Source organism: Herbinix hemicellulosilytica (genome assembly GCF_002904165.1).
Classification (GTDB): domain Bacteria; phylum Bacillota; class Clostridia; order Lachnospirales; family Lachnospiraceae; genus Mobilitalea; species Mobilitalea hemicellulosilytica.
The window spans coordinates 1-23,756 of sequence record NZ_CVTD020000015.1 but is presented as its reverse complement, the minus strand read 5'-3'; the positions used below and the strand labels follow the sequence as shown (position 1 = coordinate 23,756).

Here is a 23,756-nt window from a genome sequence, read left to right as displayed (position 1 = left end):
CCTTTCATAGTTGCGCAATTTTAATTATGCCTTTATTGAATGTCCCAAAAAGCCTTTTTTGTAAGGCCTTTTGGGACAATTAAGGCAATTATTAAACCTCTTTATAATCGCCGTCTACAACGTCGTCTTCATAGGTCTGAGAAGCGTTTGAACTGTTTGAGTTGCTACCTGAGGAAGCCTGATTGTGCTCATAAAGTTTAGCAAACAGATTTTGAGCACTGTTTAGAAGCTTATCTTTTGCAGATCTGATATTCTGGATATCGGAATCGGTCATAGATTCCGGACTGGTCTTTTCAAGAAGATCTTTTAATTCTTTCAGGTCTGCCTCAACAACACTTCTGTCGGCAGCATCCAATTTATCTCCAACATCTTTTAGGGCTTTTTCTGTCTGGAATACCACTGAATCAGCGTCGTTTCTTAAATCAACGGCTTCTTTGCGCTTTCTGTCCTGTGCCTCAAACTCCTGAGCTTCTTTTATTGCTCTTTGAATTTCATCTTCGGACATATTGGATGATGCTGTAATGGTAATGTGCTGCTCTCTTCCGGTTCCCAGATCCTTAGCGGATACATTTACGATACCGTTGGCATCAATATCAAATGTAACTTCGATCTGAGGAACTCCTCTGGGAGCAGGCGGAATTCCGTCCAGGCGGAATCGGCCTAAGGTCTTATTGTCTTTGGCAAATTGTCTTTCACCTTGGACAACGTGTATATCAACTGCGGTCTGATTATCGGCTGCAGTTGAGAATATCTGACTCTTTCTGGTAGGAATTGTTGTGTTTCTCTCAATGATTTTTGTAGCTATTCCGCCGAGAGTTTCTATAGCCAGTGACAGCGGAGTTACGTCAAGAAGCAGAATATCACTTACACCGGCATCTCCGGCCAGTTTTGCAGCCTGAATTGAAGCACCGATAGCAACACATTCATCAGGATTTAAGTTCTTGGAAGGTTCTTTACCGGTAAGCTGCTTAACTTTTTCCTGAACTGCAGGAATTCTTGTTGAACCGCCGACTAACAGTACCTTAGAAAGATCGGCAGGAGTAAGTCCTGCATCTTTAAGCGCATTCTGAACGGGTATTACGGTTCTTTCTACCAAATCAGCGGTAAGTTCGTTAAACTTAGCACGGGTTAAAGTTAAATCAAAATGCTTAGGACCGTCAGCGGTTGCTGTAATAAACGGCAGATTAATATTGGTGGTAGTTGAAGAAGAAAGCTCTATTTTTGCTTTTTCTGCGGCTTCTTTTAATCTCTGCATAGCCATTTTATCGGTGGAAAGATCCACTCCTTCGGCTTTCTTAAACTCTTCTACCATATAATTTATAATTCTTTCATCAAAATCGTCACCGCCGAGCCTGTTGTCACCGGAGGTAGCAAGTACTTCTATAACACCGTCACCTATTTCAATAATTGATACGTCGAATGTACCGCCGCCCAGGTCGTAAACCATGATTTTCTGTTCTTTTTCGTTGTCAAGACCGTAAGCAAGGGCTGCGGCAGTAGGCTCGTTAATGATTCTTTTTACTTCTAAACCTGCGATTTTGCCGGCATCTTTTGTAGCCTGTCTTTGAGCGTCATTGAAATATGCCGGTACGGTAATAACCGCTTCTGTTACTTTCTCACCCAGGTAAGCCTCGGCATCAGCTTTAAGCTTTTGCAGTATCATAGCTGATATTTCCTGAGGAGAATATTTTTTATCATCTATCGTAACACGATAATCTGATCCCATATGTCTCTTTATTGACATGATGGTTCTATCGGCATTGGTAACTGCCTGACGCTTGGCAGGATGACCTACTAAACGTTCTCCGTTTTTGGTAAAAGCTACAACCGACGGTGTGGTTCTTGCACCTTCGGAGTTAGCAATGACAACAGGTTTTCCACCTTCCATTACGGCAACGCATGAGTTTGTGGTACCTAAGTCAATACCAATAATTTTTCCCATATTGATTCCTCCTATATGATTAAGAATAAATAGCTGCTAAGTCAAAGTTTATTAATTAACTACCCTAACCATACTGTGTCTTACGACCATGTCGTTATACATATATCCTTTTTGGAACTCTTCGGCTACAATATTTTCGCCGTAATTTTCATCTTCACTATGCATAACGGCATTATGGAAATTAGGGTCAAAGGGCTTTCCAACAGCTTCAATAGGCTTAACACCTATATCATCAAGCATTGTCATCAGTTGCTTGTAAATCATATTAAAGCCCTGAACTATGGCATTGTCTTTATTTGCTTCATCAACCGCACCGAGTCCCCGTTCAAAATTATCTACTACGGGAAGCAGTTTTTCTATTACGCTTTTTACTCCCATATCAAACATTTGGGCTTTTTCTTTTTCGGTACGCTTTCTGTAATTATCAAATTCAGCCATAATTCTTAAGATTTTATCTGTAAGTTCCTGTATTTTTTGATCTTTAGCTTCCAATTCTTTATTTTTAGCTCCTTTAAATAATGATTTTTTGGTTTTGGCTTCCTTTTCTCCTTCGGAATCAGAATCATCTTCCTCGGAGATTTCCTGCTCATCTTCTGCCGCCTTATTTTTAAAGCTTCCTTCTGCGGCAGTTTCATTTGCAGTTTCTTCTTGGGAAGGAGCTTCATTAGTTTGGTCTGTATTGTCTGCCTGATTTTTTAAATCATCATTTTTAGCTTCATTATCCATTGCTTCTTTATTCTGAAGGATTTCTTCATTGTCGTAAGTGTTATTTTCCGTCACGTTATCTATTTTTTCATCCATAATATCACTGGCCTGTTTGCCTTTTTGCTCTTTTTCCATGGCGGCTTTTACCACTTCAACTGTTTTGTCCATATCCTCCAAGCCTGCTTACCACCTTTCTAATATTATTTTTTCTTTTTAAATATCTCATCAAGCTGCGCCATCAAATTCTTTAGCGTAGCAACCACTTTTTCATAGTCCATTCGCTTAGGACCGATAATTCCCACCTTGCCATATACCCCTTCTTCAATTTCGTAGGTGGCAGTAACAACTGCACAGTCTTTAAGAGATTCAACAGGTGTTTCTTCTCCGATAAAGACCTGGATTCCTCTGCTGTCCTCACTGTCCATACGATGCTGAATTAGTCCTGACAGGAGCTTCTTTTCTTCCAGTGTATATAACAGCTCAGATGCTTTTTCAACATCGCTTAATTCAGGATATTTTAATATATTGGTAGTTCCTGAGGTATATATTTCAAAATCTTCTTCTTCATTTACAGCCTGCATGATTGCATCCAATATATCATTGACTATATCCCTGTAATCTCCTGCCTGTTCCTTCATCTTTGATATGACAGGAAGGTTTATATCGGTCAAATCCAGGCCTTGTAAAAAGGTATTAAGTACTATATTCAGTTTTAAAATTGTTTCTTTACTTAAGGAAACTGAAATATTTATAATTTTATTTTTAACTATATTTCCTTCAAAGACTAAGACAGCAAGCAACTGTCTTTCGTCTATATCGGTCAATTGTATAAACTTAACTTTCTTTTTGTATTTGGGTGTCGTTACCATCGTAGTATAATTCGTGTTCTCAGCCAACAGCTTAGCCACTTTTTGCAGCATACTTTCCAGGCGGTCAGCTTTTTCGATTAGAATCTCCTTCATATTTTCAATTTCTTTATTTTTTTCTTTAAGAAGCATATCTACATAAAGGCGATATCCCTTATCTGTCGGAATCCTGCCGGCTGAGGTATGGGGCTGAAAAATATATCCCATATCTTCAAGATCAGACATTTCATTGCGGATTGTTGCCGAGCTTAAATTCAGATTAGTTCCCTTTGAAATTGTTCTGGAACCGACAGGTTCACCCGTTTCTAAATAATTTTGGATAATTGCCTGTAAAATTGTTAATTTCCTATCATCAAGCTCGTGCATTCAATCACCTTTCTTAAATTTAAAATTGATTATCTTTATTTTTACATTGATGCATCAGCTGGTATTGTTACTAAATTCATAAAGATAAATGTTTTTTGAATATCAAGTCAGTTATGTATCGCTTCTTGTAAATCGTTTTGTTACTTATCGTATAATAAGTAATCGTCTTATATTATCTTAAATGTAACATCGTAAAATATAGCGTATTTTTAAGGCCTTTATTATGTATTTTCTTTATTGATTAGCACTCACTTGATTTGAGTGCTAACACCTAGTAATAAAATATCACTATCATATCTATTTGTCAAGGATAAATTTACATTATTTAATTAAATAAAAATTCGGCCAAAACCCTGTTACTTACATCAACCCCAAAGTCTGTAAGCCATATTCTTTCATTGTCTGATTCGATTAAACCCTGGTTTTTTAAATTATTAACGGTACTTCCGTATATTTCATCAATAGTAACCCCGAATTTTTCGTAAAAACCTTGAATGCTTACTCCTTTAGTCTTTCTTAAACCGAGAAACATGAATTCTTCCATCTGTTGTGCTTTTGAAAGAACTTCGGTATCTTCTCTAATTCCAAAGTAATCCAGTAAAAGCAGATTTTTATTTTGGTTGTCGGCGTTTAAGGACAAAACACTTGAATTAGCATTCCTGCCAATTTTATAAATATATTCATGCAGGCTAAAAGTGTTATGAAACCTGGTATTTTCTATCAAAGATGCCGAACCAAGACCTAATCCCAGATAGTCTGCCGGTTCCCAATATGCAAGGTTATGTCTGCACTCAAAACCCGGCTGTGCATAATTGGATATTTCGTATCTTTCATAACCGTATGAAAAAAGAAGCTCTTTGGTACGCTTATACATTTCACGGTCCAGATCTTCCGAAGGAAGCCTGTGACTATCCGGTCCGTCAGGCCCGTAAATTTCATAAAAAGGTGTTCCTTCTTCGATAATAAGGCTGTAGGCTGATATATGTTCCGGTTTCAGCAAAGCTGTTTTAATAATGCTTTCTTCCCAGGTCTTAAGGGTTTGCCCCGGCATGCCTGACATAAGGTCGATATTTATATTTTTAAATCCTGTTTCCCTGGCAAGATAGTAATTTTCTTCGAATTGGAAATAAGTATGGATTCTGCCCAATAGTTTAAGCTCATGATCATGGGTTGACTGAAGGCCGAAACTTAAACGGTTTATTCCGGCATTTTTATAATCTGAAAGTTTTTTTCTGTTTATTCCGGTTGCACTTATAGTTCCCGGATTTATTTCTATGCTTATTTCAGCTTCCTTGTTAATTTCATTACAACTTCTTTGGCATATAACATTATTGTTATTTTCTTTGAACCTAAATACTTTTTTTAGTTCTTCCATGACTCGGACTATTTTTTCCGAATTAACACAAGAGGGAGTTCCCCCTCCTATATAAACTGAGGAAATCACATAATTATCCGTCCTGCCCTTGTAGCTTTCAATTTCCTTATACAAGGCTTCAAAATAAGCATTAATCTGCTCTTCTTTTGACGGAGCGGATAAAAAATCGCAGTAATTGCATTTTTTAACACAAAAAGGAACATGGACATAAAGTCTCAAATCCTTCTTCCATGTTCCCAAATTTATTTTGTTATCGTAATCCATTATTTCAGCTCCTTAGGAAGCGGAATTAGTTATCATCCAGCTTCAATACACTCATGAAAGCTTTTTGAGGTATTTCTACGTTGCCGATCTGGCGCATTCTCTTTTTGCCTTCTTTTTGCTTTTCAAGCAGTTTTTTCTTTCTGGTTATGTCACCACCGTAACATTTGGCAAGTACGTCTTTACGGACGGCCTTAACGGTTTCTCTGGCAATTATTTTGCTTCCTATGGCTGCCTGAATAGGAATTTCAAACAGGTGGCGGGGAATCTCTTCTTTTAGTTTCTCGCACATCCTTCTTCCTTTTTCGTAGGCACTGTCGGCGTGTACGATAAATGACAGAGCATCTACTTCTTCCTTATTAACCAGAATATCCAGTTTCACCAGATTGGATTGGACATAACCCTTAAACTCATAATCCAGTGAAGCATATCCTCTGGATCTTGATTTTAAGGCATCAAAGAAATCATAGATAATCTCGTTTAATGGAAGATCGTATCTTAATACTACCCTTTTTTCTTCCATGTATTCCATGCCAAGATATATGCCCCGTCTTTCCTGACACAGGGTCATTATAGGCCCTACGTAATCCGTAGTAACCATGATGCTTGCCGAAACAAAAGGTTCTTCCATATAGTCTATCTGGGAAGGATCGGGCATGTTTGTAGGATTGGTTATATCGATAACCTGACCGTTTTTTAAATAGGCCTTATATATAACACTGGGTGCCGTGGTTATAAGGTCAAGATTATATTCCCTCTCCAGCCTTTCCTGGACAATCTCAAGATGCAAAAGCCCCAAAAAGCCGCATCTGAATCCAAAGCCCAAAGCGACGGATGTTTCAGGTTCAAACTGCAAAGCCGCATCGTTTAGCTGAAGTTTTTCCAGTGCATCCCTCAAATCAGGATACTTGGCTCCGTCTGTCGGGTAAACGCCGCAGTAAACCATAGGCAGCACCTTTTTATATCCGGGAAGGGGTTCGTCACAAGGGTTTTTTGCGTCGGTTATAGTATCTCCCACTCGGGTTTCTCTTACGTTCTTAAGTCCGGTAACAATATATCCGACCATACCGGCAGAAAGTTCTTCGCTGGGGATAAACTGGCCCGGTCCGAAAGTTCCTAGTTCCACAATTTCTGAAGTGGCACCGGTCGCCATCATTTTTATCTGGTCTCCTTTTTTTACCGTGCCGTCCATAATCCTGCAAAATACTATAACACCTTTGTAAGAATCATAAATAGAATCAAATATCAGGGCTTTTAAAGGCTTTTGAGGATCGCCTTTCGGAGGGGGGATTTTGGTTATGATTTGCTCCAAAACTTCATCGATGTTAATACCCTGTTTTGCGGAAATTAAGGGTGCGTCATGGGCTTCAAGCCCAATAACATCTTCTATTTCTTTTATAACCCTCTCCGGCTCGGCACTGGGTAAATCAATCTTATTTATAACCGGCATTATCTCCAGATTATGATCAATAGCCAGATAAACGTTGGCAAGGGTCTGGGCTTCAATTCCCTGGGCTGCATCCACAACAAGAATTGCCCCTTCACAGGCGGCAAGGCTTCTTGATACCTCATAATTGAAATCCACATGTCCGGGTGTATCTATCAGGTTAAATATATATTCTTCGCCGGATTTTGAACGATATACGGTTCGTACCGTCTGAGCCTTAATCGTAATTCCTCTTTCTCTTTCCAGATCCATGTTGTCCAAAACCTGATCCTGCATTTCCCGGTCGGTAAGCAAACCGGTCATTTCAATAATTCTGTCCGCTAAAGTGGATTTTCCGTGGTCTATATGTGCTATGATGCAAAAATTTCTGATTTTACTCTGGTCAATTCCCATGCATATCCTCCTGTGTATATTTAATCTCACCAAAGTGAAGGGAAAATCATTAACGAAAATCTACGCGATAAATGAAAATTTGAATAAAGTGAATGTACGCGATAAACGAAGCTCAGTGCCTTCGGCATTTTACTCGCGTTACTCGCTTTATATTAAGTAAAAGTACGCGATAAACGAAGCTCGATGCCTTCGGCATCTCGCTCGCGTTACTCGTTTCATTTTAAGTAAAAGTACGCGATAAACGAAGCTCAGTGCCTTCGGCACTTCGCTCGCGTTACTCGCTCCGATGTTCAGAAGTCCACAAATGAAACTTAAAATATAAGTTTCATTTGTGAACCTCTAAACATCTGAGCTTCGTTTATCGCGTACATTATATCATATGAAAATTTTAGTTACAAGGATTTATTCGCCTTTTAGGACGGCGTTTAGGATTTCGGCGAAGGGTTCCATGGCATTTTTGGCTGATTTTAAGGTGTTTTTATGGGTGCCTAGTTCCACCAGTATGCTCTTTGGCCTTAGATCAAGGTTATAACGATAGTCCTGCAGATAGTTTTTATAGAATAATCCGGGATACAGCTCCAGTGATTTAAGGTGCAGTTGAAGGCTGAAAGCCAGATTATCCTGCAAATTGGGATTGTCAAGTCTCGCTATAGGCCCGTACTGATTTCTGCTAAGGCCGTTAAGAAGCATTATCTGGGCTGTTTCCTGCCCGTTTATGTATGTAGACCTTTTTTCGGCCCCGTCCCTGTGCAAGTCTATAAGTACTTCGATACTCGGGTTTTCCTCCAAAATTTTTAATATGGATTGCCGCGCCAGATTGTACGCCTTATTCCGGTCAAGTTTTCCGTCAACTAGGTCGTATACGCTCTTGTCATGTATTACATTATATCCATACTTTTCTTTTAATATTTTAGCCAACAGCGCCCCGACACCGACAACCGTATCATCTTTTTCTCCTTCTCTACTGTCTATAAATGCTTCCTGTGAGTGGGTATGATATATAAGTATCTGAGGTTTGTCATTGGGAGTTTTTATAGTCATATCTTTTCCAAGAAGGACCTCGGCATTGAACATGTCTTCCGTTACCCTTGTAGCAGAATCGATAATATAAAAATGCCGAAGCAGGAAATTTACGTCATTAAGCATATCAAGGGTAAATGGAGTCCCGTTAAAAGTCCTCATAGTTTCAACGGTTTTTCCGTCCCCTTTGGAATTATTAGTTAATTCGTTAATATCAATTGCTCCGTCCATTATTTTTACGGGCAGCTCCTGAGTTCTGATATTCAATTTACCGGCATTAATATACTCAATGTAATCATCTGTATTGAATATTGCTCCGTTTGTTAATATATATTCTTTTGACAGTATTCCTTTTAGCCTATCATTAAAATTTATTTTACCTGTTTTATTATCATTTTTAATTGTTTCAATAGCATTATTTTCAGTATCTTCCAATAGGTACGGCTGTGGTCCGGATGTTACGTATTTGTGAATATCATAATAATCCGAAGCAATATTTAATGGGAAAGGATAGCTTTCTTTAGCTTTTATGGACTGATAGCCTACAAGGGCCGAACCGGAATCCATTATTTTTGAATATATCATGGTTATTACCGAAGTTTTTACTTTATTTTTTGCCTGGTTAAATTCATCGGATATGACCAGGAAAAAAATACGCAATATAAAAAATACGGATAATGTAAGTAATATTATCCGTATTGTTTTAATGTATTTTCTCCTGTTCCTGATTATAAATTGTTTCATTGTTGCCTCCAAACCGTAAAATAAAAATATGAAAAAATAACAAGCCTATTTCATTATATTCATACGGTTGGAATTTATAACTTAAGATACTGCCGGTTGAGAAAAACAGGAATTTAAAGCTTCGGATATGGTATAGCTTATCCGTTTTACGGCTTCATCAATATTTTTTGGGGTAACAAACATATTATACATCTGTGTGCCGTTTACTTCGGAAATAAACTTAAAAATATCTTCTTCTCCAAAACCCGTCGATTCCATGTATTTTGTCAAAGTATCGGCAACGATAGTGGATGCGTCTACCACTGTCGGTACACCTATTGCAATCACTTTTACTCCGAGGCTTTCCTCGTTAAGTGCCTTGCGGTCATTGCCTACACCGGAGCCCGGACAGATACCTGTATCGGCTATCTGAACGGTCGTATTTAATCTGCTTATGCTTCTTGCAGCCAAAGCATCTATAGCAATAATCAGCTTGGGATTGGTTTCTTTAATAACACCTTTTATGATTTCGACTGTTTCCATACCGGTCTGAGCCATTACTCCCGGTGAAATGGCACTGACACTGCCCAAACGGTTTTTCTTTTTAAATTCTTCGCCGTATTCACGGATTAAGTGCCTTGTTACAAACAGATTATCTATAACCTGAGGCCCTAAAGCATCCGGTGTAACTTCGCGGTTTCCAAGGCCTACCACCAGAATTTCCTCATTTTTCAAATCTCCGGCAAGTTTTTTTAAATATTTGGCTATCAAATCTGATACGGGTTTGCAGTAATCTTCGGAATCTTTATCAAGGTCCGGAGCTTCGATAGTAATATAAGTTCCGACAGGCTTTTGCATAAGTTTTGCCCCATGTTCGTCCTTTATCGCAACGGTTGTAATACGAATCTTTTTTTCTTGAGCAAACTCTTCTGTAAGAACGACACCCTTTATTTCTACATCGTCTTCAGGAAAGCTTTCTCTTACTTCCAGCGCAAGGTCTGTCCTAATCTTGTGTTCCATATTTATACCTCCGATAATTTGGTATATCATGGTTTATTTTTTCCAATTGACTAAATTTTATGTATTGATATAATTAAAGTATTGACATTATTAAAGTGATATACTACTATATAATAGTATGTTTTCATTAGAACGTCCGTGTCCGATTTAATGAAACAAAAGTTATCTACCTGTCCAAGTTTCGCATTTCACTCTCTCAATGTTGTCCTTGGAACTATGATTGTAGAAATAAAATTATTTTGGAGGTGTAATCTTGGCTAACATTAAATCTGCAAAAAAGAGGATTTTGGTTAATGCTAAAAAAGCAGCTAGAAATAAGGCTATCAGGTCCAAGGTTAAGACAATGATTAAGAAGGTCGAAGCTGCTGTTGCCGCAGGCGATAAAGAAAAAGCTCAGGCTCAACTTCCTTTGGCTGTTAAAGAGATTTATATGGCTTGCTCAAAGGGCGTTATTCATAAGAACACAGCGGCAAGAAAAGTTTCCCGTATTTCTAAGCTTGTAAATAATTTAGGCTAAATGAAGTCACTAAATATATCAAAAGCTGTCTGACGATATGGCAATAGAATCATATCAAAGCGGACAGCTTTTTTATTGTATTTATGTAGCGAATAATACTGTTTATACTGCTATTTAATAATTATGCCTTTTGCAAAGAAGGCTTTTAATGAATAAACATTGAGTTTTAGAAAAAATGTTTTTTATAGCAATAAAAAAGACGGATCGGAAACCAATCCATCTTTTTTTATTTAAGGTTACCTTTAAATTTAATAGTCTATACTGTTAGCCGAATTGATAAAGTTAAATATCAGGCTGACAATTTCTCTTCTGCTTATGTTTTCTTTGGGTTTGAATAAATTGTCGGTGTTTTTTGGAAAGATTTCCAACCCCTTTGCCAGTGCAACAGCACCAAGATATTCTCTATTGATTAAACTTTCATCATAATATCCTGTAGTATATATGTCGGATAACTTTGCAACTTTCTCAAGTCCAAGTCTTTTGATAAAGATATAAGCCAATTCTTCCCGGGTTATTAATTTTGTAGATTTAGCCGTATTGTCCTTGTAATTATAATAACCCAGTTTCTCCATCAACATATTAACTTCTTCTACCGTTACTTCTTTTTCGGGATTAAAATATTCTCCTTCAAAGCCTATATTCATATCGGAAAGAAGAAGAATCTTGCGGTTCTCTTTGGTATCGTCAATATCGGCATAAGCATACGGCTTTGTTTCTTTGTAGACTTCTCCGTTATAATTTAGCTGCTCTCCCGTAAAAGGCGAAATATATACCGGGTATATATCGGGCCGGTATACAAGGCGTACTTCATAATCTACCAAGTAGCTTTCAGAATTTTCAATGTAGCCTTTAGATTTATTATTGGGATTATACCGGTTGATGACATTTATTTCATATATAAGATTAAATCCGTCTTTGTTTATAAAATGTTCAAACGCTTCCTTAGGAGACATGGCATTTTTGGGTGATTCAAATATTATATCATCATCCCAGGTACTGTAATAGGAATATATCTTGCCCGTCACTCCGTCTACGGCCCCGTATATACCGTTGTATGGGAATTCCACATCTTCGTTAAATCTGTTATAAGTATAATAATAACCTCCGTATACAGGCTCATTGTTATCTTTATAATAAGCGATATAATCGTATCTTTGATCTACCAGTTTTGTTTTGCTGAAACGGTCTTTAATCTGGCTTGTTAGGAATTTCTCAAAAATATTCTTTCCGTACTCCCTGTCATATTTTACGTTAACTTTACGCCATGTACCTGTTTTAGGATCATAATTGTCTTTTACACTGGCATTAAAACTTAATATTTTTCCGGTCTTGGCATCTACGGTTGCATAAGCATAGGCCCTGTAATAATCCTGATCTTTATTGTAATCTATAGGCCTTTCATCTTTAAGTTCTATGTTCCATACATAGGAAGCTTTCTTGCCATTATTGGCATAAGATTTACTTAAGGTTGCCGTATATGTAAGAAGGTTTTTATCAATATAAAGATAAGGGTTTTTCGTTACAGTTTCAATTGCCTTTTCCTTTGAAATAAGACTTTCCAGTTCACGGATTTTAGCGATTTCATCTTCTGTCAAGGTAACATTTTCTTCGGCAGCGCCCTGGTCCAGTTTTTCTTTTGCGTCAGTTGCTTTTCCTGCATATTCGGAGTCTAGGACTACCCATTCATTTCTTGTTAAATATACTTCTTTTGTAACCGCATCAACAGAAATATAGGATAAATCAGGCTCATAAACCAGGAATGCTTTTTTTACTGTTTCGTCTTTTCCGTTTTCAAATATACGGTAATAATTTGTTTTGTAGCTGAGTTTCATATTTAGATTTTCGCCGATAATCTTAGCAGCTTCTTCTTTTGTTAGTTTTGTAACGGATGACGGTATCTTAGCCTGATATAACCAGTTTATTGATGCGGACTTTATTTCGCCTGTGGCAGCATCTACGCTTACTGTTACGCTATTGTCGGGGAAAAAGATACCGTTTTCTTTTCTTTGAAACCTGTAAGTATATGTGTTGCTGTATATTCCGCTATAATCTGAACTTACAAATTCGATTTTTGATGAAATTTCAGGGGCAATCAACCGGATAAAGTCCTTGGCCTTATAATCAAGCTCATTTTTTAAATAAGCCGGAATATTCTTGCCGGATCTTGAACTGTCATATTTGTAATAATAAATAATATTATTATCATGATCCAAATTTATCTCTATGTAACTGTAATTCTTAGGATTTGTCCAGTTTAAATTCCAGTATATGTTTGTTCCTGTATTGGAACCGTAGTAATAGAAGTTAAACTCAGAATATTCGCTTGGTATTTTAATTTTTGCTTTTGCTGCTTTAATAGCGGCTTCAAGTAAACTGTTGGACGGCTCGCTTTTTTTGCTCTCTGTGGCAGTTAATTGAAAAACCGTATCTTTTGTCAATACCGGCATAACTGCCTTAGTAGTTAGAGTTTCTGCCGCAAAAATTGTGGACGGCAAAAAACCCGTAAATAATACCCCGCATAAGATTAAGGATATAAATTTTTTTCCCATACGCTTCTCCTTTCTTAACTGAAAGTTGCTCTCATTGTTCACATGATTTAGACGATACAAATACTTCCTTGGTTTCATATTATTAACATAATTATAACATATAATTGATAAAGGCTATCAATGATTGAAGTAAAATCATTGATAGCCTTATCCTGTTTGTTAATATAGTGAAATAGTATTAAGCCTTTTTAATAATATATTATAATTACAGAGAGCTGATTGTCTTAAGCACAATATAAAATAATTTTTATCTATGCATCAGCACCAAAATTTTCAACTTCAAAATATTCACCCTGCCAATTCCTGAAAGAAGCCTTATCCTTGCCAAGGCATAATAAATAATTCGGCATTATAGGCGTTTTACCTAATCCTTTAGGCCCGTTTATGATATATGTAGGAATAGCAAGACCGGAAGTCCTGCCCCGAAGACTTTCCATTATTTCTAATCCTTCTTCTATCTTTACCCAAAAATGACTTGTACCTTTTACAGTTTTAGGATGAAAAATATAATACGGTTTTACCCGTATGGTAAGAAGCTTTAGATTTAACTTTCTTACAACATATTTATCATTGTTTACTCCGTTTAAGAGTACCATCTGGTTTCCAAGAGGTATTCCCGCATCAGCAAGCATTTCGCATGCGATTTTGGATTCGGGTGTTATTTCTCTTGGATGATTAAAGTGGGTATTTACAAATATGGGATGATATTTTTTTAATATATCTACAAGATTTTTGGTTATTCTCTGAGGCAAAGTTACGGGAGTTCTTGTACCAAAGCGGATTATTTCAACATGAGGTATAGCCCTCAGTTCTTTTAACATCCACTCTATCATCTCATCGGATACCAAAAAGGCGTCTCCTCCTGTTATAAGAACATCACGAATTTCACGATTTTCCCGCACATATTCAATCGCTGTCTGTATCTTAGCCCTCGGAACAACTTTATCGGTTTCTCCGATATGTCTTCTCCTTTGACAGAACCTGCAAAACATTCCGCATACATTGGTTATTTTTATAATCAAACGGTCAGGATACCTTCTTGTAATTATATCATGAATTGCCGTTCCCTTCTCATCCATTGGGTCCAATTCACCCAAATCATTGAGTTCTTCTACAGCCGGAATTGCCTGTTTTTTTATGGCACAATCGGAATTTTGGGGATCTATCAGAGATAAATAATAAGGGGATACGGCAAATCGGTACTTGGATGCAACTTCGTTTATATATTTTAAGTCGGTTTCGGACAGATCTATAATTTTAGATATGCCTTCTGCAGATGTAAAACGGTTTTTTATCTGCCAATGATAATTGTTGTAGTCTTCTTCGGTAGCATTCAGATACTTAAGAATTTTCTTTTTTTGATATAGTATTTTCTCATAATCCTCAATACCCGTAAAAATCCTGTCCTTAATATTCTCATAATCCGAAATTTCATTTCTCAGTTTATCAAACCTTTCTTCGGGTATATTTGACAATGTCATTCTATACATCACCTTCCTTTAAAGCAAGTAACAAACAATCTTATTTTCGGTGTTTAAAACAGCTTAATTACATGAGAATAAGCCAACCAGGAAAATATATTAAATGTTATTGCCTAAAAAAGACAATAATTAACCAAATCCAGTTAATGCTGGATTTTTTAAATCATCTTAAGTACCTTCCTGCAGATAGAAAGAAGCTTTATTTAAGCTAAGACGAAATTGCACTGCAATTTCAATACAGACATAACCGGGTGTAAGAGTTATTCTTGACTGTAATAAACAGTAAGAAGTGCAGGTATTATTCGGTTCTGTTTAGTAAACTTGGAGTACATATAAAATCATTACAAAATGATTATAGCAAAAATTAAGCTATACTTCAAATAACGGCATAAGATAACTATAGCCACATTATTGTATAATTTGCATATGTATTTTAAACTATATACAGCAATATATATAAATTCGTAATTATAGAAAATCAATTAATAATGGGGAGCTTTGACTAAAGAAAATATATAAAAATTGAAGATGATTTTTTTTGCTAAACCGATAAAAATTTAAGATTATACGAAACGAACAAGTACCGTTTTATCAATATAATCTGATACTTATTCGACTTTTATATTAGATACCGACGATACATTTCATTGTATATTTTATATAAAATAAATAAGTCAAATTTAGTAGTGATTAACAAAATAATTAACGGTTTCTATTTTCTGATGAGCCATAGAATTTGTATCTGTTTTTAAAGAATTTGACCTTCTCTTAAATCAGGAGCAAGTTTTTGTTATCTGCAACATAATATACGCACCATAAATCCTTATTTTTTCCTGGCATTTGATATCAACAAGTTGAGGATTATAATTGTACTTTTTTTCTAAGTATGATAATATATCTTTTTCATTTTTGATATTAATAGATGTTCTTAAATTTAAATAATTAATGTCAATTATAAAAAAAAGTGAAAATAATAGAAATATATATTATTCTTTTTTTATTAATATCAAACATGTATATCATCTATTATAGTATTATATGGCAAAAAAGCATTGATTACCGTTTACCCGATAATATCAATGCTTTTATTTAACGGAGACGGTGGGATTCGAACCCACGTGCCGGTTTTGCCGACAACTCGATTTCGAGTCGAGCTCGTTATGACCACTTCGATACGTCTCCAAATTATTATTTAATTGCTGCTGAATTGAATAATCAGTAATTCTGTTCCGATTTGCTCCTGCAACCGGCCGGTTTTTATTTGCTCTTCGGTATCGGCTGCCAGTTTTAAAGCACCGATAAGCTGCTCTTTTGTAAAGTTTCTTGCCTGGCTGATATACTTGCTTACCGTAAAAGCCGGTACCGCTACTTTGTCGGTAATGGCTGCCGGTGCATAACCGTTTTCAATTAAATCCTTTATCTGAAGCAGTATATTAAAATGTCTTGTAATCAGATACAGGATATGGGACGGCCTTTCCCTTACTGATAATAAATCGTAATACAGAGTCAAAGCTTTATTTTGCTGTTTAAGCCCGATAGCATCCATCATCTGAAAAATTTTTCCCGTAATCTGCCCTGTGACAATCTCATCCACATCCTTATTCGTTATCGTATCTTTGTCCCAGGTATAGGAAATCAGTTTTTCAACTTCATTGCTGATACTTTCCATTTCAGTACCGATCTTTTCAAGAAGATAACTTGCGGTACTTTCGGTTATTTTCTTTCCTGACGATTTTAATAAAGATGCAATAAAAAGTTTCAGATTTTTTTCATCAAGGGTATTCATTTCGGAAACGATACCCTTATCTTTTATAAATTTATAAGATTTATTTCTTTTATCTACTTCTTTTTCAACAAAAATAAATATGGAGCTTTCGGGAGCTTCCGACAGAATTTCAGCCAAATCACTTTGTGATTTAAACAGTTCACTGTTTTCGATAAGTATAAGCCTTCTGTCACTAAAAAAGGGCAAAGTCTGGGCTATAGCATTTACTTCTTTCAGATCTATATCCTTTCCTTCAAAACGGGAAAAATTCATCCGATCGGCATTACCCAAAATGGCATCCCTTAATTTGTCCCGGTAAAGCTTTATCAAATAAGGCTCATTTCCGTAAATCAGGTAGAATTGCTTAAAGTCTCCTGACTTTATATGCTCTCTTAAAACAATCATCGGTTAACCGGCCATCCTTTCGGAACATTCTCTATTCTACCTAATTAATGCATAAAATGCAAGCGTAAAAATTTATAATTTGCTGTTTATTTTATGTAAACAAGAAATTTTATCAATAAAGTATATAAACGTAAACAGAAAATGAAAGAACATAAATTATATCGTCTATTGCCGATTAATCAATCGGACCGAATTTATTTAAAGGGCTTACCCTGAAAAAAGCTTTACCGCCGATATTTTCCTTTTTGACATTTCCTACATTGGGATATCTGCTATCCTTGCTGATATTACGGTTATCTCCCAATACGAAATACTCATCATCTGCCAAAGTAATCGGCTGTACAGCCCGGCCGGGGTCCAAAATAGGCTCTTTGCCATAGTTTTCTTCAAGAACCTCTCCGTTTATATATATTTTACCGTCTATAATTTGAACGGTCTCTCCGGGAAGGCCTATAATTCGTTTTACATAATAATCTTCATGATCCCGTCCGTATGGATAGAAAACGATAATATCGAAACGTTTAAGTAATCCAAGCCTGTATGAAATTTTTTCGACGTATAGGTGATCTCCGTCCGACAGGGTATTTTCCATGGACTTTCCTTCAACAATAGTACGTTGCAGAACAAAGTTAGGGATAATATAAACACAGGAAAATATTATAACGGCATAAAAAATTAAATCTAACAGAAAACGTTTTAAACGGTTGGGCTTTTTTACACCATTATTTATTTCAAATGATTCATATGTTTTTTCAGACTCATTAAATTCGGAATGATTATCTATTTCACTTATATCTGAGGTATAATTTATATCATCATCAAATTCAATCTCTTTATAATCTTCACTTTTTAAGTCCATATTTATTCCTTTCTAGTCCGGAGTCATATCAAAATTTAATCAAGAAAGAGTTTCGCATACGAAACTCTTTCTTGTACAAGAAGACTATTTATTTTTTCTCATTATCTGCAATAATTTTTACTTTGCCCTGGTTCATTTCCTCTATAGCAATAGACAGGGGTTTGCGGCTGTCTGTTTCGATTAAAGGTTTGGATCCGTTAATAAGTTGTTTTGCACGCTTTGCTGTTGCAATAACGATAGAATATCTGCTGGTTACAATGGGGTCTTCTCCCGGTTCCACCTCACTGTTAACAGCCTTAATTAAATCTGAATATGACGGACGCAACATTTTATGATTCCTCCTTTGATGTAATAAGATTATATCGAATAAAATAATTTAATTGCTGTCCTGATAATGATCCTCGTAAAATTGATTAACCCTGCCTGCTATAGTTTCCGGAAGCAGGGAAGATAAAATTATATGGCCGCTGTCTGTTACAATTACAGCCTTAGTCCGCCTTCCGCAGGTTGCATCAATAGCCATACCTGTGTCTTTTGCTGTCTGCACCATTCTTTTTACAGGTGCCGCATCCGGACTGATTATACTTACAATTTTACCGGAATTAACTACATTTCCAAATCCGATATTAATTAACCTGTTCAAAGTTATTCCTCTTTTCGGTATATTTATTCTATATTTTGAATTTGCTCTCTTACTTTTTCAATATCGGTTTTCAGGTCAATTGCTTTGTTGGTAACTTCTATATCACTTACCTTTGACAATATGGTATTGGCCTCTCTATTCATTTCCTGCGCGATGAAGTCCAGTTTTCGGCCTACATTGTCACTTTCGTTCATTAATATATTTAACATATTGTTAATGTGACTTTTCAGGCGTACGGTTTCTTCGTCCACACAAATTTTATCCGCATATACGGTTACTTCGGTAAGAAGTATGCTTTCATCTACCTTTGTATCCTGCAATATTTCTCTTACCTTATTAAGCAGCTTGTTTCTGTATTCAGTAATTATCTGCGGATATCTTTCTTCTATAAAATCAACTATTTCCCTCATACCGTTAAGCTTTTGTATTAAATCGGCTTTAAGGTTTTCGCCTTCAATTATTCTTGTCTCTACAAACTTTTCTGCGGCAATTCTAACCGCTTCTTCTACCATCTCCCAAAGTTTTTCTTCGTCTACTGACTGTTCTTCCAAGGTAAAAACTTCGGGATATCTGGATAAAACCGATGTACGGACATCATTTTCGATGCCAAAATCTTCGCTCATTTTAACCAGATACTCATAATATTCTTTTGCCAGATTTGCATTATATTTCAGGCATACATTGCTTTCCGTATAATCTTCGTAGGTAATAAAGACATCAACTTTACCTCTACCGATATAACTTTTAAGTAAATTCCTGATGCCTGCTTCAAAAAAACTGAGTTTTTTCGGGAGTTTAATAGTAATATCACAGTATCTGTGATTTACGGATTTCATTTCTACCGTGATTTTTCTATCCTGGCTGCTTACTTCGCTTCTCCCAAAGCCTGTCATACTTTTTATCATAAAACACACACTTTCTTATAAATAATTATAAAACGTGGTTATTTTGTAAAATTTTTTAAGTAAATATTTAATTGATTATATATCTAATTAATTATAATTTAAATTAAAATGTAAGTCAAGCACCGTACGACCATTTATTAAATATGATAAGTTAATAATAACAGACTTTTATTCATGGGAAAAGCTCATGTTACAGTTCTACGATAAGGGTGTCATAACCTTCTAAATTCAAGCGGAATTCCAGTTGTGCAACAGCATCCAAATCATTACAAGCCCCAACAATCACCCTATAATAAGGTTCCTTGTAATCAACATAAGCTTCATATCCTTTCATAAGCAATTCCTCATATAAAGCTACGGCATTCCTATATTCCGAAAAAAGGCCTATCTGTACCCCATAAAAAACGGTATAATTGCTTGTGTTACCGTTATAATCGGTACTTGTAAATATGTTATCCTGAGTACTGAAATTATTAGAATTTCCGACCGGTATTGTGTTATATATACCTAAAGCTATAGCTGCCGCTATATCATTAAGTCTGGTATCAAAAAACAGGTTATCGGCTTCAGAATTCATATTGCCTATTCCCATCATAAGAGTCGGCATGTTTGTTCTGGTTAGTATAGGAAGTTCGCTTCTGACTTCAATACTGTAATTGCAAAATCCCAACGGAAATAATGCATCTGCTATATTTACCGCAGCTTCTTCCGCTATACCTCCACGTTCATTTACGTAAAACCCAAGCCCGCCTTCGGATAAGGGCAGTTCTCCTACTACCCTATGTATAGTAAGAAGAAAATCTCCACCTATATTATTAGCTATATCTACTCTGTCAAATTGCGAAAGATACATATCCGTAATTCTTGTATATTCGACCTGGTAGCCGTATTTTTCCAGTTCCGCACCTACCGCTAGGGTCAGCTTTAAATTATCATTCTTTTCAAATCTGTGGCCGTAAGCGTCACCGAGGTCATTGCCACCGTGGCCGGCATCCAATATTATTGTTGCCATAAAATGCTTATCACCTAATATAATTTATCCCTATATTATATGTTTAATCGGATTATCATTAGTACATACGAACTAAACTCTTCTCCTTAAACTAAAACGTAATTAAGAAAAATATTCTTTAATGCTGATTAAAAATAATGCTCAGTATTATTACTCATAAAAATAGAGTTAAAGGTATGGATGAATACCTTTAACTCTTTACATAAAGATTATATAATTACTCGGAGAACAAAGGAGTGGACAGATATCTTTCACCGGTATCAGGCAGAATAACTACTATGTTCTTTCCTTTGCTTTCGTCTCTTAATGCGACCTGTGTTGCTGCCCATAAAGCTGCTCCGGAAGATATACCGACCAGGACACCGTCGGATTTTGCCAGTTTTCTTGATGTTTCAAATGCGTCTTCGTTCTTTACGGTAATAATTTCGTCATAAATGCTTGTATTTAAAATTTTAGGTACAAAACCTGCACCGATACCCTGAATCTTATGGGAACCAGCCCTGCCTTCGGACAATACCGGAGAATCCGCAGGCTCAACAGCCACTATCTTAATATTGGGATTCTTGGATTTTAAGTAAGCTCCGGCTCCGGTTATGGTACCTCCGGTTCCGATACCGGCAACAAAGATGTCTACCTGGCCGTCCGTATCATTCCAAATTTCAACACCGGTTGTCTCTTCATGTACTTTAGGATTATTGGGATTTTCAAATTGGGAAGGTATAAAGCTGTTAGGGGTGTTTTCGTGAAGTTCTTTGGCTTTTTCAATGGCTCCTTTCATTCCCTTTGCACCTTCGGTAAGTACAAGTTCAGCACCGTATGCTTTCATAAGGTTTCGTCTTTCAATACTCATGGTATCGGGCATTGTAATAATAAGTCTGAGACCTAAACTTGCGCAAATGCTGGCTAACCCTATACCGGTATTACCGCTGGTAGGCTCGATAATAACGGTATCTTTATTTATCTGACCGGATTTTAAAGCTTCCTCCAGCATCTTCTTCGCAATACGGTCCTTTACGCTTCCTGCCGGATTATAGTACTCCAGTTTTCCTATTATTCTGCCTTTTACTCCGTGATTTTTGTTATAATTGGTTAATTCTAAAAGCGGTGTGTTTCCGACCAACTGGGTGATTTGAGTTTTAATGTTTGCCATACGCACTGTTCCTTTCTTTTTTATTTTAGATTAAATTATATTCTCTTTCTATTATTTACAATAGATATTTAATAAAATACATATAATATTATATGCTATAACTATCACATAGTAAACATATTAAATTACTATGTTTTAGTATAATAATAAACCCACTTGATAATTTTGTCAAGTGGATTTTTTACATTTATTAAACTTATTAGTATTTGCATATACGATATAATTTATTTATTTTTTTTTAAAAAATCCCATTTTGATTCTGACGTAATGACCGAAATGAAAATAAGTAAAAATCCGATCATTAATTTAAATGTTACTTCTTCCTCATAAAATATTACAGAAAACAGGACTCCAAATACCGCTTCCAGACTTAATATTATGGATGCCGGAGCAGGTTTTGTATATTTTTGACCTATGGTCTGAAGCAATAAAGCCACTGCAGTGGCAAACACAGACAAATATAAAACTTCAAAAATGACGTTTTGTTTCCATGATCTTGGGATATCCTCAAACAGCAAGGCTATAATCCAGGAAAAAATCGCCGTATAACCGAACTGAACTATAGTTAACAGTACAGGGTCTTTATCTTTGGTCAATTTACTCAATGCTACCATATGAGCCGCATAAAAAAAACCGCTTATTAAGGTGAATGTATCACCGAACCGGATTTTGAAATCATTGTTTAAGGATACAAAACCTATTCCGGTAAGACAAAGTATCCCTGCAAAAATATTATAAATGTCAGGCTTATTTTTCTCAATAATCCAATAAAGGTACGGAACAATAACGCAATAAATAGCCGTCAAAAATGCGTTTTTACCCGGAGTTGTATCGGTAATTCCTATGGTCTGCAGACTATATGCTATAAATAAAAATACACCGATTATACCGCCCTTTAAAAAGTATTCTTTATTGAGATTTTTAAGCCGATTCATAAATATTATGCAAAGAAGTATACTGCCTATGGTAAAACGTAAAGCAAGCAAGGTATGGGGCTGCATACTGTCCATTGATTTTTTGACCACAAGGAAAGAGCTTCCCCAAATTACGGAAGCTCCGAACAATGCCAGTTTGGATGCTATATTTTTTCCGGATTGCTTTTCCATAGTTGTCTCCGTTTCCTCGTATGTAATTAGTAATAATCAATACCGAAAACTCAAGAAATATTATATCCGTATTAAAGGAAACTGTCAACTGTTACTATTTTAGAAATCTATTGTCTTACAATGCAATTAATTAGTATCTTCCAATATCTGTCCGTCTGTAGAGATAATTACAATTCTCCAAGGTATTAATTTTCCACTGTTTAATATTGCTGTTTTTACCGCATGAACAATTCCGCCGCAGCAAGGCACTTCCATACGGATTACCGTAATACTTTTTATATTGTTGTATTTTATTATTTGAGTTAGTTTTTCAGAATAATCCACATCATCCAGTTTAGGGCATCCTATTAGGGTTATCTTATTCTTCATAAATGAATGGAAATTTCTGTAAGCATATGCTGTACAGTCTGCGGCAACCAAAACTTCCGCTTCATCAAAATATGGCGCATTATATGGAACCAGTTGAATCTGAACCGGCCATTGCGAAAGCATGCTTTTAGGATAAATATTGTCCGTATTTTTGCCATCACTTACGTTGTTTTCATGAGCATCATCAGTATTTTCTTTATGAAGCTGCATCATTCTTGAGCCCGGACAACCGGCATGTTCATGACGGATATGTGCCATTTTTTGCCTTTCCATATTCATTTTAACGGCTTCTTCATTAAACTCAGCCGCTTCTCTCATCTCAAAACTTATGGCACCCGTCGGACATACCGGAAGGCAGTTGCCTAGCCCGTCACAATAATCGTCCCTTAGAAGTTTAGCTTTCCCGTTAATTATGCCTATAGCCCCTTCGTGGCAGGTACTTACACATAATCCACATCCGTTACATAAATCTTCATCAATTTTTATTATTTGCCTTATCATACATTATCCTCCCAGATATCTTAAGTTAAATTTTCGTAGATAATAATTTTCTTACTGTATGTATTATATAATGATTTTAATTATATAAATGTTGCTTTAGCTACATTTATGAGATATTAATATCACAAGTAAAAATACTTATAAATTGTAAATAACTATATTTTAACGACCGACAATAATAAAATAAATTACATGTATAATATAATACAACCGTTAACTAAACGTTTACTATAAATAATTTTCCTAAAAATTCTATAGGAAAAAGTTAAAAAAAGTAAATTTCGGTTAAGTAAAAACATAATTTAATTTTGTTAATATATTTGAAGTATTACAGTATAAGTAAAATATAAATGTAAAAAATAACCGAATGGTTTTT

At 35.9% G+C, this 23,756-nt stretch carries 19 protein-coding genes and 1 tRNA gene; 1 reads left to right on the top strand and 19 read right to left on the bottom strand.

Features of this window, described 5'->3' with window-relative positions; translation table 11 throughout:
• Positions 1-91: 91 nt before the first annotated feature.
• The 7 genes from dnaK to gpr form a co-directional block, all read right to left on the bottom strand.
• On the bottom strand, positions 92-1,942 hold the full coding sequence (dnaK, locus tag HHT355_RS05200; protein ID WP_103202372.1) for a molecular chaperone DnaK: 1,851 nt from the start codon (positions 1,940-1,942) through the stop codon (positions 92-94).
• Positions 1,943-1,993: 51 nt separating this feature from the next.
• Complete coding sequence (gene grpE, locus HHT355_RS05195) at positions 1,994-2,668, bottom strand: nucleotide exchange factor GrpE (RefSeq protein ID WP_242967596.1); 675 nt, start codon at positions 2,666-2,668, stop codon at positions 1,994-1,996.
• Positions 2,669-2,847: 179 nt separating this feature from the next.
• On the bottom strand, positions 2,848-3,879 hold the full coding sequence (gene hrcA, locus HHT355_RS05190) for a heat-inducible transcriptional repressor HrcA (protein WP_103202371.1): 1,032 nt from the start codon (positions 3,877-3,879) through the stop codon (positions 2,848-2,850).
• A 325-nt stretch (positions 3,880-4,204) separates the two neighbouring features.
• Positions 4,205-5,518 carry a radical SAM family heme chaperone HemW gene (gene hemW / locus HHT355_RS05185; protein ID WP_103202370.1) on the bottom strand — a complete coding sequence of 438 codons (1,314 nt, stop codon included), beginning with the start codon at positions 5,516-5,518 and terminating at the stop codon, positions 4,205-4,207.
• A gap of 25 nt (positions 5,519-5,543) precedes the next feature.
• Positions 5,544-7,355, bottom strand: coding sequence for a translation elongation factor 4 (lepA, locus tag HHT355_RS05180; RefSeq protein WP_103202369.1), 1,812 nt, complete (start codon positions 7,353-7,355; stop codon positions 5,544-5,546).
• Positions 7,356-7,757: 402 nt separating this feature from the next.
• Entirely contained in the window at positions 7,758-9,119 is a 1,362-nt protein-coding gene (spoIIP, locus tag HHT355_RS05175; protein WP_103202368.1) for a stage II sporulation protein P, read from the bottom strand.
• An 81-nt stretch (positions 9,120-9,200) separates the two neighbouring features.
• Complete coding sequence (gene gpr, locus HHT355_RS05170) at positions 9,201-10,118, bottom strand: GPR endopeptidase (RefSeq protein WP_330403370.1); 918 nt, start codon at positions 10,116-10,118, stop codon at positions 9,201-9,203.
• Between the two features lie 253 nt (positions 10,119-10,371).
• On the opposite strand from gpr, the gene rpsT reads away from it, so the two are divergent.
• Positions 10,372-10,635, top strand: coding sequence for a 30S ribosomal protein S20 (rpsT, locus tag HHT355_RS05165; RefSeq protein ID WP_103202367.1), 264 nt, complete (start codon positions 10,372-10,374; stop codon positions 10,633-10,635).
• A gap of 248 nt (positions 10,636-10,883) precedes the next feature.
• Here rpsT and HHT355_RS05160 read toward each other — a convergent pair whose 3' ends face one another.
• The 12 genes from HHT355_RS05160 to HHT355_RS05105 form a co-directional block, all read right to left on the bottom strand.
• On the bottom strand, positions 10,884-13,184 hold the full coding sequence (locus tag HHT355_RS05160; RefSeq protein ID WP_103202366.1) for a YcdB/YcdC domain-containing protein: 2,301 nt from the start codon (positions 13,182-13,184) through the stop codon (positions 10,884-10,886).
• Between the two features lie 251 nt (positions 13,185-13,435).
• A complete protein-coding gene (locus HHT355_RS05155) occupies positions 13,436-14,665 on the bottom strand; it encodes a KamA family radical SAM protein (protein ID WP_199179163.1) in 1,230 nt (409 codons plus the stop codon).
• Positions 14,666-15,758: 1,093 nt separating this feature from the next.
• A tRNA-Ser gene (locus HHT355_RS05150) sits at positions 15,759-15,847 on the bottom strand.
• A gap of 10 nt (positions 15,848-15,857) precedes the next feature.
• Entirely contained in the window at positions 15,858-16,835 is a 978-nt protein-coding gene (holA, locus tag HHT355_RS05145; protein ID WP_103202364.1) for a DNA polymerase III subunit delta, read from the bottom strand.
• Positions 16,836-17,010: 175 nt separating this feature from the next.
• Positions 17,011-17,694, bottom strand: a complete 684-nt coding sequence (lepB, locus tag HHT355_RS05140) for a signal peptidase I (protein WP_103202363.1) — start codon at positions 17,692-17,694, stop codon at positions 17,011-17,013.
• Between the two features lie 88 nt (positions 17,695-17,782).
• Positions 17,783-18,022 (bottom strand): DNA-directed RNA polymerase subunit omega, encoded by a 240-nt coding sequence (gene rpoZ / locus HHT355_RS05135; protein WP_103202362.1) that lies wholly within the window; start codon positions 18,020-18,022, stop codon positions 17,783-17,785.
• Positions 18,023-18,070: 48 nt separating this feature from the next.
• A complete protein-coding gene (locus HHT355_RS05130; RefSeq protein WP_103202361.1) occupies positions 18,071-18,337 on the bottom strand; it encodes a DUF370 domain-containing protein in 267 nt (88 codons plus the stop codon).
• Positions 18,338-18,360: 23 nt separating this feature from the next.
• Complete coding sequence (locus tag HHT355_RS05125) at positions 18,361-19,242, bottom strand: YicC/YloC family endoribonuclease (protein WP_103202360.1); 882 nt, start codon at positions 19,240-19,242, stop codon at positions 18,361-18,363.
• 190 nt (positions 19,243-19,432) lie between these two features.
• A complete protein-coding gene (locus HHT355_RS05120) occupies positions 19,433-20,254 on the bottom strand; it encodes an N-acetylmuramoyl-L-alanine amidase (protein ID WP_103202359.1) in 822 nt (273 codons plus the stop codon).
• Between the two features lie 217 nt (positions 20,255-20,471).
• Positions 20,472-21,404, bottom strand: coding sequence for a cysteine synthase A (cysK, locus tag HHT355_RS05115; protein ID WP_103202358.1), 933 nt, complete (start codon positions 21,402-21,404; stop codon positions 20,472-20,474).
• A 224-nt stretch (positions 21,405-21,628) separates the two neighbouring features.
• Positions 21,629-22,510, bottom strand: coding sequence for a DMT family transporter (locus HHT355_RS05110; RefSeq protein WP_103202357.1), 882 nt, complete (start codon positions 22,508-22,510; stop codon positions 21,629-21,631).
• A 126-nt stretch (positions 22,511-22,636) separates the two neighbouring features.
• Positions 22,637-23,380 carry an ATP-binding protein gene (locus HHT355_RS05105; protein WP_103202356.1) on the bottom strand — a complete coding sequence of 248 codons (744 nt, stop codon included), beginning with the start codon at positions 23,378-23,380 and terminating at the stop codon, positions 22,637-22,639.
• Between the last annotated feature and the right edge of the window lie 376 nt (positions 23,381-23,756).

What these genes read in the sequence shown, in the direction of transcription:
- dnaK (WP_103202372.1), bottom strand. Translation starts at nt 1,942, where the DNA reads ATGGGAAAAATTATTGGTATTGACTTAGGTACCACAAACTCATGCGTT.
- grpE (WP_242967596.1), bottom strand. Translation starts at nt 2,668, where the DNA reads ATGGATAATGAAGCTAAAAATGATGATTTAAAAAATCAGGCAGACAAT.
- hrcA (WP_103202371.1), bottom strand. Translation starts at nt 3,879, where the DNA reads ATGCACGAGCTTGATGATAGGAAATTAACAATTTTACAGGCAATTATC.
- hemW (WP_103202370.1), bottom strand. Translation starts at nt 5,518, where the DNA reads ATGGATTACGATAACAAAATAAATTTGGGAACATGGAAGAAGGATTTG.
- lepA (WP_103202369.1), bottom strand. Translation starts at nt 7,355, where the DNA reads ATGGGAATTGACCAGAGTAAAATCAGAAATTTTTGCATCATAGCACAT.
- spoIIP (WP_103202368.1), bottom strand. Translation starts at nt 9,119, where the DNA reads ATGAAACAATTTATAATCAGGAACAGGAGAAAATACATTAAAACAATA.
- gpr (WP_330403370.1), bottom strand. Translation starts at nt 10,118, where the DNA reads ATGGAACACAAGATTAGGACAGACCTTGCGCTGGAAGTAAGAGAAAGC.
- HHT355_RS05160 (WP_103202366.1), bottom strand. Translation starts at nt 13,184, where the DNA reads ATGGGAAAAAAATTTATATCCTTAATCTTATGCGGGGTATTATTTACG.
- HHT355_RS05155 (WP_199179163.1), bottom strand. Translation starts at nt 14,665, where the DNA reads ATGACATTGTCAAATATACCCGAAGAAAGGTTTGATAAACTGAGAAAT.
- holA (WP_103202364.1), bottom strand. Translation starts at nt 16,835, where the DNA reads ATGATTGTTTTAAGAGAGCATATAAAGTCAGGAGACTTTAAGCAATTC.
- lepB (WP_103202363.1), bottom strand. Translation starts at nt 17,694, where the DNA reads ATGGACTTAAAAAGTGAAGATTATAAAGAGATTGAATTTGATGATGAT.
- rpoZ (WP_103202362.1), bottom strand. Translation starts at nt 18,022, where the DNA reads ATGTTGCGTCCGTCATATTCAGATTTAATTAAGGCTGTTAACAGTGAG.
- HHT355_RS05125 (WP_103202360.1), bottom strand. Translation starts at nt 19,242, where the DNA reads ATGATAAAAAGTATGACAGGCTTTGGGAGAAGCGAAGTAAGCAGCCAG.
- HHT355_RS05120 (WP_103202359.1), bottom strand. Translation starts at nt 20,254, where the DNA reads ATGGCAACAATAATATTGGATGCCGGCCACGGTGGCAATGACCTCGGT.
- cysK (WP_103202358.1), bottom strand. Translation starts at nt 21,404, where the DNA reads ATGGCAAACATTAAAACTCAAATCACCCAGTTGGTCGGAAACACACCG.
- HHT355_RS05110 (WP_103202357.1), bottom strand. Translation starts at nt 22,510, where the DNA reads ATGGAAAAGCAATCCGGAAAAAATATAGCATCCAAACTGGCATTGTTC.
- HHT355_RS05105 (WP_103202356.1), bottom strand. Translation starts at nt 23,380, where the DNA reads ATGATAAGGCAAATAATAAAAATTGATGAAGATTTATGTAACGGATGT.